Source organism: Streptomyces longwoodensis (assembly GCF_001514125.1).
GTDB lineage: Bacteria > Actinomycetota > Actinomycetes > Streptomycetales > Streptomycetaceae > Streptomyces > Streptomyces longwoodensis.
Map to the genome: position 1 here is coordinate 95719 of NZ_KQ948563.1, position 16423 is coordinate 112141.

Below are 16423 nucleotides of genomic sequence, written 5' to 3' on the forward strand. Positions count from 1 at the left end.
ATGCTTCCGGACTGGGGTCTGGTGGAGCCGCCTTCGGGATTCGAACCCGAGACCTACGCATTACGAGTGCGTTGCTCTGGCCATCTGAGCTAAGGCGGCGCGCCGTTCCGCACCATGGTGCGATCGGCAACGTCGGTAAGTCTACACAGTTTCCCAGGGTGCTCCGACCACACCCTGGCCCCCGCCCTAGGCGCAGCGCTTGCCCTTCGCGGGGGGCGTGCCGCGCAGCAGGTAGGTGTCGATCGCGGTGTCGATGCAGGAGCTGCCGCGGCCGTACGCGGTGTGGCCGTCGCCCTCGTAGGTCAGCAGGCGGCCGGAGGCGAGCTGGCCGGCCAGGGACCGGGCCCAGCGGTACGGGGTCGCCGGGTCGCGGGTGGTGCCGACCACGACGATCGGCGCCGCGCCCTTCGCCTCGATGCGGTGCGGCTCACCCGTGGGCCCGACCGGCCAGTACGCGCAGTTCAGCGACGACCAGGCCAGGCCCTCGCCGAAGACCGGCGACGCGGCCTCGAACGACGGCACCGCCTTCGTCACCTGGTCCGGGGTGTCGAAGGAGGGCGGCAGGTCCAGGCAGTTCACGGCCGCGTTGGCGAACATCAGGTTGCTGTACCGGCCGTCCGGGTCCCGCTCGTAGTAGCTGTCCGACAGGGCGAGCAGGCCGGAGCCGTCGCCGCGCTTGACCGCCGCGGTCAGCGCCTCGCTCAGCTCGCCCCACGCGCTCTCGTCGTACATCGCCGCGATCACCCCGGTCGTGGCCAGCGACTCACCGAGCGTGCGGCCGTCGGCGTCGCCGGTCGGGATCGGGCGGGCGTCGAGCCGGTCGAAGAACGCCGTGAGGTTGCGGCCCACCTGGGCGGGCGTCGTACCGCGGCCGCCGAGCGGGCAGTCCGACTGCCGTACGCAGTCCTTCGCGAACGACTGGAACGCCGTCTCGAAGCCCTTCGTCTGGTCCAGGTTCATCCGGCGCGCCGACAGCGACGGGTCCATCGCGCCGTCCAGCACCAGCCGGCCCACCCGCTTCGGGTACAGCCCCGCGTACGTCGCGCCGAGGAACGTGCCGTACGACGCCCCCACGTAGTGCAGCTTCTCGTCGCCGAGCAGGGCCCGCAGGATGTCCATGTCCCGCGCCGCCTCGACCGTGGAGACGTGCCGCAGCAGCGTCGGGGCGTCGGCGCCGCACCCCTCGGCGAACGTCTTGAACGCGTCGACCAGCTCGGTCTTCTCCCGCTGGTCGTCCGGCGTGACGTCGGTCTGCGTGTACGCGTCCATCTTCGGCCCGTCCAGGCACTCGACGGGCTCGCTGCGGGCCACGCCGCGCGGGTCGACGGCCACCATGTCGTAGCGGGCGCGCACCGGAGCCGGGTAGCCCACGCCCGCGTACTGCTGGAGGTAGCCGATCGCCGAGCCGCCCGGGCCGCCCGGATTCACCAGCAGCGACCCGATCCGCTTCCCCGGGCCGGTGGCCTTCTTGCGGGCCACCGCCAGCCGTACGTCGCCACCGTCCGGCTTCGCGTAGTCGAGCGGCGCCTTCATGGTGGTGCACTGGAATCCGGGCACACCGCAGTCGCGCCAGCTCAGCTTCTGGCCGTAGTACGGCGCCAGCGCCGACGGCGTCGCCGTCGGCAGCGGGGTCAGCACCGCCTGGGCCGCGGCGGTACTGGTCGAGCCCGCGGCAGTGCTGGCGCCTTGGGCGGAGCAGGCCGGGACGAGCAGTGCGGCTACGGCGAGCAGACCGAGACCGGTGAGGGGCCGGCACCTTCGGTGGCCGGTGCGAGTGCGGGGGCGGGGGGAGCGCAGGGCGTGCATCAAGCGAGCGTAACTCTGCGCAATCAGTTAGGTGCTCTGCGCGACGGATGCCCCTCGGACGAGTGACACCCTCCTCAGCCGTCCCGCGCGCTCAGCCCGCTCTCAGCGCCATCGTCATCGCCTCCACCGCCAGCAGCGGCGCGACGTTGCGGTCCAGGGCGTCGCGGCACGCGGCGACCGCCTCGATGCGGCGCAGCGTCGCCTCGGGGGTGCTCGCGCGGGCCAGCCGCTCCAGGGCGTCCTCCGCGTCCGCGTTGGCGATGGCGACGCGGGAGCCGAGCTGGAGGGCGAGCACGTCGCGGTAGAAGGCGGTGAGGTCGGTGAGGGCGACGTCGAGGCTGTCGCGCTGGGTCCGCGTGCGGCGGCGCTTCTGCTTGTCCTCCAGGTCCTTCATCACGCCCGCGGTGCCGCGCGGGAGCCGGCCGCCCTGGGCCGCGCCCAGCGCCGCCTTCAGCTCCTCGGTCTCCTTGCCGTCCAGCTCCTCGGCGAGCGCCTTGGCGTCCTCGGCGGCCGCGTCGACCAGTTCCTGGGCCGCCTTCAGGGCTCCGCCGACGTCCTCGACGCGCAGCGGCAGCTTCAGCACGGCGGCGCGGCGCTCACGGGCGGCGGGGTCGGTGGCGAGGCGCCGGGCGCGGTCGATGTGGCCCTGCGTGGCGCGGGCGGCGGCCATCGCGACGGCGGGCTCGACACCCTCCCTGCGCATCAGCAGGTCGGCGACCGCGTCGACCGAGGGCGTGCGCAGGTTCAGGTGGCGGCAGCGGGAGCGGATCGTGGGCAGCACGTCCTCGATGGACGGGGCGCACAGCAGCCAGACGGTGCGGGGGGCGGGCTCCTCGACGGCCTTGAGGACGGCGTTGGCCGACTTCTCGTTCAGGCGCTCGGCGTCCTCGACGAGGATGACCTGCCAGCGGCCGTTCGCCGGCGAGGTGAACGACTTGCGGACCGTGTCGCGCATGTCCTCGGCGAGGATCTGGGTGCCGACGGCGGCGACGGTCGTGACGTCCGCGTGCGTGCCGATCAGCGCGGTGTGGCAGCCGTCGCAGAAGCCGCAGCCGGGGACCCCGCCCAGGGCCCGGTCGGGGCTGACGCACTGGAGGGCGGCGGCGAAGGCGCGGGCGGCCTGGTTGCGGCCGGCCCCCGGAGGTCCGGTGAACAGCCACGCGTGCGTCATCTTCGACGCCTCGGGCGGCGGGGCGCCGGTCGAGATCGCCGTGACGAACGCGTCGGCGTCCCGGGCGGCCGCGGCCAGCTGCTCGCAGACCTTCTCCTGCCCGACCAGGTCGTCCCACACGGTCATCGCTCGGCGCCGCCCTTCCGTGGTGCTCGGTGTCGCGGCTTCCATTGTGGGGGGCGGCACTGACAGCGGACGCCGTCAGCGGGTCCGCCGTCGGTGCAGCCCCCCACCGGGAACCTCAGCGGCGGCGCCCCCAGCCGCGCCCGCGGCCCTCGTCCGGCTCGTCCTCCTCGCGGTGCGGGCCGAGCAGTTCGTCCGCCAGGGTCGGCAGGTCGTCGAGGGGCGTCTCCTCGGCCCAGTCGGAACGGGTCCGGCGCCGCGGGGTGCCGTCCTCGTCGAGCTGGGGCAGCTCACGCGTGCGGTCGTCCGCCCGGGCCTCCTCGGTGCGGGCCGGGCCGGCCGGCTCGTCGCGGAAGAATCCGGGCGGCACCCGGCGGTCCACCGGCTCCTCGTCGCGCACCGGGGGAAGGACCGCCGTCTCCTCCTGCGGCGACACCGGAGGCAGCACGGCCGTCTCCTCCTGCGCCGAGACGGGCGGCAGCACCGCGGTCTCTTCCTGCGCCGAGACGGGCGGCAGCACTGCCGTTTCCTCCGACTCCGACTCCGCCTCCGACTTCGCCTTCGACTCCGGCGCCGACGCGGACGACCCGGCCGGCCCCGCCGCGACCTTCGGCTGCGGCAGCTCCGCCGTCACCTCGGCGTCGGCGACCGCGCCGCCGGCCCGCGCGTCCGGCTCCTCGTCCCCGCGCACCGGGCGCAGCACCGTCGTGTCGTCCGACGTGCCCGGCGAGGACACCACGGGCGTCGGCACGGTCAGCGCGTCAGAGGCGGCCGCGGCCGCCGCGGCCGGACGCGGTGCCACCGGCTTCGGTCCGGCCTGGGCCACCGCGGCGGCCTCCTCGGCCGCCCGCCGGGCCTCCTCGGCCCGCAGCAGTGCCTCCTCGGCCTTGCGCTGCTTCTCCAGCCGCCGCGCCTCGGCCTCGGCACGCAGCCTGGCCTCGTGCTCGGCCTGCTGGCGGCGCCGCTCCTCCTCGGCCTTGCGGCGCGCCTCCTCCTCGGCCCGGGCCTTCTCCTCGGCGAGCAGCCGCTGCCGCTCCTCCTCGGCGCGCCGGCGCGCTTCCTCGGCCCGCTGCCGGGCCTCCTCCGCCTGCCGCTCGGCCTCGCGGCGCTGCGCCTCCTCCAGCTCGCGCCGCTTGCGCTCCTCCTCCTCGGCGCGCAGCTTGGCGAGCTGCTCCTGGCGCTCGCGCTCCAGGCGCTCCTCCTCGGCCTTGCGCCGGGCCTCCTCCTCGGCCTTGCGGCGCGCCTCCTCCTCGGCCTTGCGCCGGGCCTCCTCCTGGGCCGCGATCTCGGCCTCGGACAGCGGGAGCATGCGGTCCAGGCGGTGGCGGATCACCGTCGTGACGGCCTCCGGCTCCTGGCCTGCGTCCACGACGAGGTAGCGGCCGGGGTCGGACGCGGCCAGCGTGAGGAACCCGGAGCGCACGCGCGCGTGGAACTCCGCCGGCTCGGACTCCAGCCGGTCCGGCGCCTCGGTGAACCGCTCGCGGGCGGTCTCCGGCGAGACGTCGAGCAGCACCGTCAGGTGCGGCACCAGCCCGTTCGTCGCCCAGCGCGAGATGCGCGCGATCTCCACCGGGGACAGGTCGCGGCCCGCGCCCTGGTAGGCCACGGACGAGTCGACGTAGCGGTCGGAGATGACGACTGCGCCGCGCTCCAGCGCCGGGCGCACCACGGTGTCCACGTGCTCGGCGCGGTCCGCCGCGTACAGCAGGGCCTCCGCGCGGTGCGAGAGGCCGGCGCTGGAGACGTCCAGCAGGATCGACCGCAGCCGCTTGCCGACCGGGGTGGCCCCCGGCTCGCGCGTGAGGACGACCTCGTGGCCCTTGGCGCGGATCCACTCGGCGAGCGCCTCGGCCTGCGTCGACTTACCGGCGCCGTCGCCGCCCTCCAGGGCGATGAAGAAACCGTTCGTCGCGGGCGCCGGCGTCGGCTCGTCGCCGCCGAGGACCGCGTCCCGCAGGTCCTTGCGCAGCGGGACGCCCGAGCGGTCGTCGAGCTTGGCCAGCACCAGCACGGCCACCGGCAGCAGCAGGGCGCCCACCAGCATCAGCGTGAACGCCGCGCCGCCGTGCGCGAAGACGAACTTGCCGTTCTCCAGCCGGTGCGGCCCGATCAGCGCGGCCACCAGTGGGGCGATCAGCGCGCCCAGCGCCACGAACACCCGGACCACCGCGTGCAGGTGTTCCGTCGTGCGCGCCCTGCGCAGTTCCTCGGCCTCCTGGTCCAGCAGCGTGTGCCCGACGTTGGCGGCGACGCCCGCGCCGACCCCGGCCAGCGTGACGATCAGCAGCACGCTGGTGACGTCCGGCACCAGTCCGGCCACGAGCAGGGCGACGCCGGTGAAGGCGATGGCCAGCGACAGCAGGCGGCGGCGCGACAGGGCGGGCAGCACGGACGGCGCCGTACGGATGCCCACGACGACCCCGCCGGTCAGTCCGAGCACCAGCAGGCCGTAGAGCACGGGGCCGCCGCCCAGGTCCTTGGCGTGCAGCACGGCGACGGCGACCGCCGCGGAGATCGCACCGGCGACCGCCGCGCAGGCGAGCACCAGCAGCGGGATCGCGCGCGTGCGGCCGGCGTCCACCCCGGCGGCCGTGCGCGGCCTGCGCAGTCCTTCGAGCGGCGAACGCGCGCGGGGCGTGCGCGTGTCGGGCAGCTCCAGGTAGATCACGACGGACAGGGCCGCGGCGAACAGTCCCGCCGCCACGTACGAGGCGAGGGCCGCCTGGTGCTGGGCGAACCAGTCGATGCCCGCGCCCAGCAGGTTGTTGACGAGGCCTGCCACGACCAGCGCGGCCGCGCCGAGCGGGATGGCCAGGAAGCCGGTGCGCAGCGACAGGCGGCGCAGGGCGTCGAGGTGGTCCGGCAGCGGCCGTACCGTCGCGCCCTCCGGGGGCGGCGGCGGGAGCAGCGCGGGCGCCGCACTCTCGCGCGCTATCGTCCAGAACCGCTCGGCGACCCCGAGCACGAAGACGGTGACGAGGAGCAGCGCGAGGGCGTTGTCCGGCGTCCAGTCGATCCACAGCGGCGCCACGATCAGCAGCGCGGCCCGCAGGCCGTCCGCGCCGACCATGGTCCAGCGCCGGTCGAGCGGGCCGTCCTTCGCGGTGAGGGTGGTCAGCGGTCCGAGCAGCACCGCCCCGAAGAGCAGGGTGGCCAGAACACGCACCGCGAAGACGGTCGTCACGGCGAAGGCCACGCCCCGGTAGCCGCCCCCGAAGGAGCCCTGGGCGATGGCCGCCTGGAGGGCGAGGAGGACCAGCACCAGGAGGGCGAGGGCGTCGCCCACACCGCCCACGAGCTGGGCGCTCCACAGTCGCCGTACGGTCGGCTGACGCAACAGGGCGCGCACGGCGCGTTCGCGGGAGTCCACCACCAGGGCGTCGTCCGGGGCGGGTGTGGGGGCCGTTGGCTGCTCGGCTCGGGTCATGCATTCAGCCTATCGGCCGCGGCTGACACCGAGTGGGACACGCCCGAACGCACGCACGCCCCGACACACCGAAGTGGGGCGGGGCGCGCGGATCGTGGAGCCGCGGTGAAGAACTGGCGGAGGATCAGAGGACCAGAGGATCACCGGGCCGGCGGAGCGGGCACTCAGTCCTCGGAGGCCGCCGCCCGCGAAGCCGCCGCGGTCTTCTTGGCGGTGGCCGTCGTCTTGGCGGCCGCCGACTTGGCGGTCGTCTTCTTCGCGGCCGTCTTCTTGGCGGCGGTCTTGGTCGCAGCCGCCTTCTTCGCCGGGGCCTTCTTCGCGGCCGCCTTCTTCGTCGTCTTCTTGGCCGGGGCCTTGGCGCGCTTCTCGGCGAGCAGCTCGTAGCCGCGCTCCGGGGTGATCGCCTCGACGCTGTCGCCGGAGCGCAGGGTCGCGTTGGTCTCCCCGTCGGTGACGTACGGCCCGAAGCGGCCGTCCTTCACCACGACCGGCTTGCCGCTGACCGGGTCCTCGCCCAGCTCCTTCAGCGGCGGCTTGGCGGCCGCCCGACCGCGCTGCTTGGGCTGGGCGTAGATCGCCAGCGCCTCCTCCAGCGTAATCGTGAAGAGCTGGTCCTCGGACTGCAGGGACCGCGAGTCCGTGCCCTTCTTCAGGTACGGGCCGTAGCGGCCGTTCTGCGCGGTGATCTCCTGGCCCTCGGCGTCGGTGCCGACGACGCGCGGCAGCGACATCAGCCGCAGGGCGTCGTCCAGGGTCACCGTGTCCAGCGACATCGACTTGAACAGCGAGGCCGTGCGCGGCTTGACCGCGTTCTTGCCGGTCTTCGGCGTGCCCTCGGGCAGCACCTCGGTCACGTACGGGCCGTAGCGGCCGTCCTTGGCGATGATCTGGTGGCCGGTCGCCGGGTCGGTGCCCAGCTCGAAGTCGCCGCTCGGCTTGGCCAGCAGTTCCTCCGCCAGCTCCACGGACAGCTCGTCGGGCGCCAGGTCCTCGGGGATGTCGGCGCGCTGGTGGTTCTCGGAGTCCTTCTCGCCGCGCTCGATGTACGGCCCGTAGCGGCCGACCCGCAGCACGATGCCGTTGCCCACCGGGAACGACGACACCTCGCGCGCGTCGATGGCGCCCAGGTCGGTCACCAGCTCCTTGAGGCCGCCGAGGTGGTCCCCGTCGCCGTTGCCGGCGTCGGCGGCGGCGCCGGTGACCGTGCCCTCGCCGAAGTAGAACCGCTTCAGCCACGGCACGGCCTGGGCCTCACCGCGCGCGATGCGGTCGAGGTCGTCCTCCATGCGGGCGGTGAAGTCGTAGTCGACGAGCCGCCCGAAGTGCTTCTCCAGGAGGTTGACCACGGCGAAGGACAGGAAGGACGGCACCAGGGCCGTGCCCTTCTTGAACACGTAGCCGCGGTCGAGGATCGTGCCGATGATCGACGCGTACGTCGACGGGCGGCCGATCTCCCGCTCCTCGAGCTCCTTGACCAGGCTGGCCTCGGTGTAGCGCGCCGGGGGCTTGGTCGCGTGCCCGTCGACGGTGATCTCCTCGGCCGACAGCGCGTCGCCCTCGGCGACCTGCGGCAGGCGGCGCTCGCGGTCGTCCAGCTCGGCGTTCGGGTCGTCGGCGCCCTCCACGTAGGCCTTGAGGAAGCCGTGGAAGGTGATCGTCTTGCCGGAGGCGCTGAACTCGACGTCCCGGCCGTCGGCCGCGGTGCCGGCGATCTTCACCGTCACGCTGTTGCCGGTCGCGTCCTTCATCTGCGAGGCGACCGTGCGCTTCCAGATCAGCTCGTACAGCTTGAACTGGTCGCCGGTCAGACCGGTCTCGGCGGGGGTGCGGAAACGATCACCCGAGGGGCGGATCGCCTCGTGCGCCTCCTGCGCGTTCTTGACCTTGCCGGCGTACGTGCGCGGCTGGGGCGGCAGGTAGTCGGCGCCGTACAGCTGCGTGACCTGCGCGCGGGCGGCGGAGACCGCCGTGTCGCTCAGCGTCGTGGAGTCCGTACGCATGTAGGTGATGTAGCCGTTCTCGTACAGCTTCTGCGCGACCTGCATGGTGGCCTTCGCGCCGAAGCCGAGCTTGCGGCTCGCCTCCTGCTGCAGCGTCGTCGTACGGAACGGGGCGTACGGCGAGCGGCGGTACGGCTTGGACTCCACGGAGCGCACCGCGAACCGGGTGTCCTCCAGGGCGGCGGCGAGGGCGCGGGCGTTCGCCTCGTCGAGGTGGAGGGTGTTGGCGCCCTTGATCTGCCCCAGGGAGTCGAAGTCGCGGCCCTGCGCGACGCGCCTGCCGTCGACGGTCTGCAGGCGGGCGACCAGGGTCGACGGGTCCGAGGGGTCTCCCGCGCGGCCGGTCGAGAAGGTGCCCGTCAGGTCCCAGTACTCGGCGGAACGGAAGGCGATGCGCTCGCGTTCCCGCTCGACGACGAGCCGGGTCGCCACGGACTGGACGCGGCCCGCCGACAGGCGCGGCATGACCTTCTTCCACAGGACCGGCGACACCTCGTAGCCGTAGAGGCGGTCGAGGATGCGGCGGGTCTCCTGGGCGTCGACCAGGCGCTGGTTGAGCTGGCGCGGGTTGGCCACGGCGGCCTGGATCGCGGACTTGGTGATCTCGTGGAAGACCATCCGCTTGACCGGCACCTTGGGCTTGAGCACTTCCTGCAGGTGCCACGCGATGGCCTCGCCCTCGCGGTCCTCATCGGTGGCGAGGTAGAGCTCGTCGGAGTCCTTCAGCAGGTCCTTGAGCTTCTTGACCTGCGCCCGCTTGTCGGCGTTGACGACGTAGATCGGCTCGAAGTCGTGTTCGACGTCCACGCCGAGGCGGCGCACCTCGCCGGTGTACTTCTCGGGCACCTCGGCGGCGCCGTTGGGGAGGTCGCGGATGTGCCCGACGCTCGCCTCGACAACGTATCCGGGGCCGAGATAGCCCTTGATCGTCTTCGCCTTGGCAGGCGACTCGACGATGACGAGTCGGCGGCCGCCCTTCGCGGTCTCGCTGGTCGGGGACAACTTCGCTCTTCTCTCCGGTCGACGCTGGGGCCTCCCCAGGCCTTCGTCCCGGGGCACGGTCATGGTGACGCTGCGGAGTGTGACGGTACATCCCGCCCCCGTGTCAAACGGGAAAAGCCCGCAACGGCCACTCGAACGGTAACCCGACTACCGCCATTCCTGCCGCCCGGACTGCCGACCGGTGCTTTTCCACCCGACCGGAACGCAGGCCTCCCCCTCAACGGTACGGCGCACCGCGCCACCACCCCGATCCGGTGCTCACGGCCGGTGCGACCCGCTCTTCAGAGCCGGGACAGGCACCACGCGCCGGCGGCCAGCGAGAGCAGCGCGGCCAGGGTCGCGAGGGCCGCCGATGCGACAGGGCTCACACCGTGCGCGACGGGTTCGCGGTGCCGGACCCGCACCGCGGTCCAGGCCAGCAGCGCCAGTCCGAACAGGGCGAACACCGCGCCCGTGAACACCGCCGGTCCGCCGTCCATGCCCGCCCCGCCCCTTTTTCTCCCGCCCGCCCGTGTCCAGCCCTCGGAGACTGACACGCGCGGGCGGCGTCCGGGAGAACCTGAGGTGAACGGGGGGTCGACGGGGGTGTGCGGGGGCGGGAGGAACGGGCCGGGGGCGGGGGAAGGGGCGGCGGGGGTGGGGAGAACAAGGCGGGGCGGAGGGAGCAGGCTGGGGGCGCGGGGAACTGGCCGGGCGCGGGGACCGGCCGAGGGGCGCCGCCGGCGGGCGGGCGGCGCGTGCTTTTCGGCCGGATTCCTACCGGGAGCCCGTCGCCCGCCCTCTGCGGAGCCCGTCGTCCGTCACCGCGGCGCCGGCTCCAGGAACCCCTGCTCCACCAGCAGCCGGATCTGTGCGGGCGTGCGGTCGCGCAGCAGCACCGGGTCCTCGCCGACCAGCTGCGCGATGGCGTCCAGGATGCGGCCGGCGCTGAGCGTGCCGTCGCACACGCCCGCGAAGCCCGCGCCGACGGTGTCCACTTTGGTGGCCCGCCGCATGCCCCGGTTCTGGCGCAGCACGACGTGCTCGGGGTCCTCGGCCCCGGGCAGGCCGACCTGCTCCTGGACGATCTCCCCGGCCAGCCGGAAGTGCCCGGCGAGCAGCGCGGCGTCGTCGTGCGCGCGCAGGTAGTCCAGGCGCTCGAAGTGCGCCCGGACCGTGTCCCCGAGCGGCTGTTCGACCGGGTGCGGCCACTCCTCGGCCGTGATCACCGGTTCGGCGGCCGAGGTCCGGCGCAGCGTGATCCAGCCGAAGCCGACCGCCTTGACCTTGCGCGCCTCGAACTCGTCCAGCCAGGCGTCGTAGCGCGCCTGGTACTCGGCCGGGTCGCCGCGGTGGTCACCGGCGTCCCTCAGCCACAGCTCGGCGTACTGCGTGACGTCCTGCACCTCGCGCTGCACGATCCACGCGTCGCAGCCGCGCGGCACCCACGACCTGATCCGGTCCTGCCAGTCCTCCCCCTCCACGTGCTGCCAGTTGGCGAGGAACTGCGCGAACCCGCCCTCGTTCAGCCGTTCCCCCGCCCCTTGAACGAGCGAGCGGCACAGATCGTCCCCGCCCATCCCGCCGTCGCGGTACGTCAGGCGGGCGCCCGGCGAGATCACGAAGGGCGGGTTGGAGACGATCAGGTCGTACGACTCGTCGTCCCGGACCGGTTCGAACAAAGAGCCCTCGCGCAGGTCCGCGGCCGGGGCGCCGGACAGCGCCAGGGTCAGCGCCGTGATGTGCAGTGCGCGCGGGTTGAGGTCGGTCGCGGTCACGCGCGTGGCGTGCCGGGACGCGTGCAGCGCCTGGATGCCGGAGCCGGTGCCCAGGTCGAGCGCGGATGCGACGGGCGTACGGACGGTGATGCCGGCGAGGGTCGTGGAGGCGCCGCCGACGCCCAGGACCACGCCCTCGTCGCGGTTGCCGATGCCGCCCGCGCCGCCGACCGCGCAGCCGAGGTCCGACACGATGAACCAGTCCTCGCCGTCGGGCCCGCCGTACGGCCGTACGTCCACGGTGGCGGCCAGGTCGCCCCCGGCGTCGCCGACGCGGATGAGCCAGCCGCCCGCCACGCACGCGTGCACGGGCAGTACGCCCTCCACGCGCGCGTGCGGCACGGGCTGCTGGAGCAGGAAGAGCCGGACGAGGGTCTCCAGCGGCGTGTCCCCGCGGGTCGCCCGCAGCGCGGGCACGGTCTCGCTGCGGGCCAGGGCCGCGTACGCGGGGGCGCCGAGCAGGTCGAGCAGGCCGTCGGCGGTGAAGGAGGCCGCGAGCAGGGCCTCGCGCAGCCGGGCGGCGACCTCGTGGTCGGCAAAGGGCAGGGGGGACAGGGTGGCGTTACTCACGCCCCCATTGTGTCCCGTCCCCCTCGCGCCTTCGCGTCGCGTCGCGGGTGCGGCCCGGGCGGAATCCCGGTGGGAAGTCCGGCCGGGGCCGCGTCGAGGGGCCGGGCTGGATCAGCCCTGCGTCGTCTGCGGCGAGGCCCCGGTGGACGACGACGCGGCGACCTTCTTGCAGCTCTCCTGCTTGGCCATGGCCGACTTGACGTCGCCCTCTTCGAGGTTCTTCAGGGCGGTGTTGCCGCTCTTGCTGAGCGTGCCGAGCTGGGTGGCGATGTCCTGGAGGCCCTCGGCGAACTTCGCCTGGTCCTTGGTGTCGAGGACGTCGATCTTCTTCTTCAGATCGGCGTAGGAGGTGGAGAGCGCGTTGAGCGCGGCGACGGCGTCCGACTGCTTCTTCTTGCCGTCCTCGACGCCGGGGGGCGCACCGGCGGAGTCGACGGCGCCGGCCAGCGCCTTGTAGGCGTCGGACATGTCCTGGAAGGCCTGGGAGTCGGTCTTCTGCACGGTGGCCGGCGCGTTGTTGTCGGTGGCGGCCTTCTTGATCGCCTCGTTGGCCGCGTCGACCTTCGCGTCCTGGGCGGGCAGCGCGTCGCAGACCTGCTTGGCCCAGGCGTCGAGCTCCTTGTTCCCGTCGTCGCCGCTGCTGCTGCATCCCGTCAGCGCCAGTCCCAGTACCGCACCGCCGGACAGTACGGCCGCGAGCTTCTTGTTCACCGGTTGCGTCCCTTCCATGGCTCTCGGCCCCGGAACATACACGCAGACCGGGCGACCACCCCAGAACGGATGACCGTTGTGCCCGTGCTTGCGGTGTTTCGCCCCGGAGGAGAGAAGCCTCACGGCGAGACGCGGCCCACACGGACGGGGCGGGCGTCCGGCGCGTCAACCCGCGCCGTCCGCCCGCCCGTTGAGCAGACCCTCGGAACCCGTCCTGGGGGCCGCTCCTACGAAACCACCGCCGGGTCCGCCGACTTGGCGGGCCGCTCGGCGTCATTGTCGTCGCCGACCGCGATGCCGCGCCGCTTGGAGACGTACACGGCGCCGACGATCACGAGGGCCGCCAGCACCGCGATCAGGATCCGCACGCCGACGTTCTTGTCGTCGCCGTAGGAGAACCTGATGACCGCGGGCGCGATGAGCAGCGCGACCAGGTTCATCACCTTCAGCAGCGGGTTGATCGCCGGGCCGGCGGTGTCCTTGAAGGGGTCGCCGACCGTGTCGCCGATCACCGTGGCCGCGTGGGCGTCGCTGCCCTTGCCGCCGTGGTGGCCGTCCTCGACGAGCTTCTTGGCGTTGTCCCACGCCCCGCCGGAGTTCGCCAGGAACACCGCCATCAGCGTGCCGGTGCCGATCGCGCCCGCCAGGTACGCGCCGAGCGCCCCGACCCCCAGGGTGAACCCGATGAAGATCGGCGCCATGACGGCGAGCAGACCGGGCGTGGCCAGCTCGCGCAGGGCGTCCTTGGTGCAGATGTCGACGACCTTGCCGTACTCCGGCTTCTCGCTGAAGTCCATGATCCCGGGCCGCTCGCGGAACTGCCGGCGCACCTCGAAGACCACCGAGCCCGCCGACCGCGACACCGCGTTGATCGCCAGCCCCGAGAAGAGGAAGACGACCGCCGCGCCCGCGATGAGACCGACGAGGTTGTTCGGCTGGGAGATGTCCATCATCAGCGTCATCGGCGCGCCGTCGCCGCTGAGCTTCTCCCCGACGTCCTGCGCGCCGGTCGTGAGCGCGTCACGGTACGACCCGAAGAGCGCCGACGCCGCGAGGACCGCGGTGGCGATGGCGATGCCCTTGGTGATGGCCTTGGTGGTGTTGCCGACCGCGTCGAGGTTGGTGAGCACCTGGGCGCCCGCCCCCTCGACGTCGCCGGACATCTCGGCGATGCCCTGCGCGTTGTCGGAGACCGGCCCGAAGGTGTCCATCGCGACGATCACGCCGACCGTGGTGAGCAGGCCGGTGCCGGCCAGGGCCACCGCGAACAGCGCGAGCATGATCGACGTGCCGCCGAGCAGGAACGCCCCGTACACGCCGAGTCCGATCAGCAGGGCGGTGTAGACGGCCGACTCCAGGCCGACGGAGACGCCGGCGAGGACGACGGTGGCGGGTCCGGTCAGCGACGTCTTGCCGATGTCCCGGACCGGGCGCCGGGTCGTCTCGGTGAAGTAGCCGGTCAGCTGCTGGATGACGGCGGCCAGCAGGATGCCGATGGCCACCGCGACGAGGGCGAGGATCCGCGGGTCGCCGTTCTTCCCGCTGATCGCCGTGTCGGTGACGCCGTCCAGGTCGGCGTACGTGCCCGGCAGGTAGACGAACACCGCGATCGCGACCAGCACGAGCGAGATCACCGCGGAGACGAAGAAGCCCCGGTTGATCGCGGACATGCCGCTGCGGTCGGCGCGGCGCGGCGCGACCGCGAAGATCCCGACCATCGCCGTGAGCACGCCGATCGCGGGGACCAGCAGCGGGAAGGCGAGCCCCGCGTCACCGAAGGCCGCCTTGCCGAGGATCAGCGCGGCGACCAGCGTCACGGCGTACGACTCGAACAGGTCGGCCGCCATGCCCGCGCAGTCGCCGACGTTGTCGCCCACGTTGTCGGCGATGGTAGCGGCGTTGCGCGGGTCGTCCTCGGGGATGCCCTGCTCGACCTTGCCGACGAGGTCGGCGCCCACGTCGGCGGCCTTGGTGAAGATGCCGCCGCCGACACGCATGAACATGGCGATCAGGGCGGCGCCGAGACCGAAACCCTCCAGCACCTTGGGCGCGTCGGCCGCGTACACGAGCACCACGCAGGAGGCGCCGAGCAGGCCGAGGCCCACCGTGAACATGCCGACCACGCCTCCCGTACGAAAAGCGATCTTCATCGCTTTGTGCGAGACGGCGGTGAGATCCTTTTCCGGTTCGCCTTCCGCGGGTGTCGCTTCCCGGGCGGCCGCGGCGACCCGCACATTGCTGCGCACGGCGAGCCACATGCCGATATAGCCGGTGGCCGCGGAGAACGCGGCGCCGATCAAGAAGAACAGGGATCGTCCGGCGCGCTGTTTCCAGTCGTCGGCGGGCAGCAGCATGAGCAGGAAGAAGACGACCACGGCGAATACGCCGAGGGTGCGCAGCTGCCGGGCCAGGTAGGCGTTGGCGCCCTCCTGGACCGCCGCGGCGATCTCCTTCATGCTGTCGGTGCCCTCGCCGGCCGCGAGCACCTGCCGCAGCAGCAGGCCCGCGACCACCAGGGCGGCCAGGGCCACGAGGCCGATGACCATCACGAGGATGCGGTTGTCGTCGGTCAGCACCGCGGCTGCGAACGTTGTGGTGTGGTCCAACCGTTGAGGGGTAGAAAGCCCCGCCATTCGTCCTCCTTGACGCTTGGGCTGAGCTCAAGATGTGGACGGATTGTAGGTACCGGAACCTGATCAAAACAGATCGCGGGAAACGGAATTCGCCTCGGCGTCAAGTAATGCCTCAAAGGCATTGATCGTGAATTGCTTCACGATATTCCACGCGCCATGATTCACTTCCCATGATTCATTTCACGGGACCACTGTAAGCACGCCGGCCCGGGTCCGCACACGCCGAAGGGCCCCACCCGGTGGGTGGGGCCCTTGGGAAAGAAGAACTCCGGCCGACTGCTCCGTCCGGGACGGATTAGGCCAGTGGAGTGGTGACCGGGGTCGTCGGCCAGGTCATGCGGATCAGGCCGCCGTGCTCCCCGGTGGAGACCTCGACGTCGTCGACGAGGCCGCTGATGACCGCGAGGCCCATCTCGTCCTCCTCGGTCTCCGCGTCGGGCTCGGCACCGCCGGAACCCCGCGCCCCGGGCACCGCGTGCGGCGCCTCGTCGCCCACCTCGATGGAGAACTGCTTCTCCTCCTCGATGAGCGACACCTTCACCGGCGCGGTCACCCCGCTGAGCTGATGCAGTCCGACGGCACGCGAACAGGCCTCACCGACGGCGAGTCTGACCTCGTCGAGGACGGCCTCGTCCACTCCGGACCTGCGCGCGACCGCCGCCGCCACCAGACGGGCGGTCCGCACGTGCTCCGGCAGCGCGCTGAAGCGGAGTTCAACGGTGGCCATGCATCCCCTCCGAACTACGGGCGTGCTGTCGGGGGGCCGGGCGCGAGGGCCCGGTCCCCCGGTGTTCACCTGATGCCGCCCGGGCGCGCGGCCCGGAGCGGCGGATCAGTCGGTGGCCGCGACCGCTTCGTCGACCGAGGTGTGAATGGGGAACACCTTGGTGAGGCCGGTGATGCGGAAGATCTTCAGAATGCGCTCCTGGTTGCACACCAGGCGCAGCGAGCCCTCATGGGCACGCACTCGCTTCAGGCCGCCGACCAGCACGCCGAGCCCGGTGGAGTCGAGGAAGTCCACGCCCTCCATGTCGACGACGAGGTGGAAATTCCCGTCGTTCACCAGCTCGACCAGCTGCTCGCGCAACTTGGGCGCGGTATATACGTCGATTTCGCCACCGACCTCGACGACCGTACGATCGCCGACGGTACGGGTCGACAGGGACAGGTCCACGGATCCTCCAGCACCTTGCTATCGAGCGGTCGCCCCTCGGGTCACC

General features: G+C 72.7%; 10 protein-coding genes and 1 tRNA gene. All 11 read right to left on the bottom strand.

What is annotated here, in order from left to right; genetic code table 11:
- Nucleotides 1-22 precede the first annotated feature (22 nt).
- A tRNA-Thr gene (locus AQJ30_RS31815) sits at nucleotides 23-99 on the bottom strand.
- 87 nt (nucleotides 100-186) lie between these two features.
- Nucleotides 187-1806, bottom strand: coding sequence for an alpha/beta hydrolase (locus tag AQJ30_RS31820; protein WP_067240824.1), 1620 nt, complete (start codon nucleotides 1804-1806; stop codon nucleotides 187-189).
- A gap of 91 nt (nucleotides 1807-1897) precedes the next feature.
- Nucleotides 1898-3103, bottom strand: a complete 1206-nt coding sequence (locus AQJ30_RS31825; RefSeq protein ID WP_067240826.1) for a DNA polymerase III subunit delta' — start codon at nucleotides 3101-3103, stop codon at nucleotides 1898-1900.
- Between the two features lie 115 nt (nucleotides 3104-3218).
- Entirely contained in the window at nucleotides 3219-6530 is a 3312-nt protein-coding gene (gene tmk, locus AQJ30_RS31830) for a dTMP kinase (protein ID WP_067240827.1), read from the bottom strand.
- 164 nt (nucleotides 6531-6694) lie between these two features.
- The gene (topA, locus tag AQJ30_RS31835; protein WP_067240829.1) at nucleotides 6695-9532 is read right to left on the bottom strand and encodes a type I DNA topoisomerase; all 2838 of its coding nucleotides are present in this window, start codon (nucleotides 9530-9532) and stop codon (nucleotides 6695-6697) included.
- A gap of 281 nt (nucleotides 9533-9813) precedes the next feature.
- The gene (locus tag AQJ30_RS31840; RefSeq protein WP_067240831.1) at nucleotides 9814-10011 is read right to left on the bottom strand and encodes a hypothetical protein; all 198 of its coding nucleotides are present in this window, start codon (nucleotides 10009-10011) and stop codon (nucleotides 9814-9816) included.
- Between the two features lie 321 nt (nucleotides 10012-10332).
- The gene (locus AQJ30_RS31845; protein ID WP_067240832.1) at nucleotides 10333-11859 is read right to left on the bottom strand and encodes a DUF7059 domain-containing protein; all 1527 of its coding nucleotides are present in this window, start codon (nucleotides 11857-11859) and stop codon (nucleotides 10333-10335) included.
- 111 nt (nucleotides 11860-11970) lie between these two features.
- A complete protein-coding gene (locus AQJ30_RS31850; protein WP_079084430.1) occupies nucleotides 11971-12588 on the bottom strand; it encodes a small secreted protein in 618 nt (205 codons plus the stop codon).
- A 209-nt stretch (nucleotides 12589-12797) separates the two neighbouring features.
- On the bottom strand, nucleotides 12798-15203 hold the full coding sequence (locus tag AQJ30_RS31855; RefSeq protein ID WP_067240835.1) for a sodium-translocating pyrophosphatase: 2406 nt from the start codon (nucleotides 15201-15203) through the stop codon (nucleotides 12798-12800).
- Between the two features lie 295 nt (nucleotides 15204-15498).
- Nucleotides 15499-15930, bottom strand: coding sequence for an ATP-binding protein (locus AQJ30_RS31860; RefSeq protein WP_067240837.1), 432 nt, complete (start codon nucleotides 15928-15930; stop codon nucleotides 15499-15501).
- A gap of 105 nt (nucleotides 15931-16035) precedes the next feature.
- The gene (bldG, locus tag AQJ30_RS31865) at nucleotides 16036-16377 is read right to left on the bottom strand and encodes an anti-sigma factor antagonist BldG (RefSeq protein ID WP_009189842.1); all 342 of its coding nucleotides are present in this window, start codon (nucleotides 16375-16377) and stop codon (nucleotides 16036-16038) included.
- Nucleotides 16378-16423: the final 46 nt, after the last annotated feature.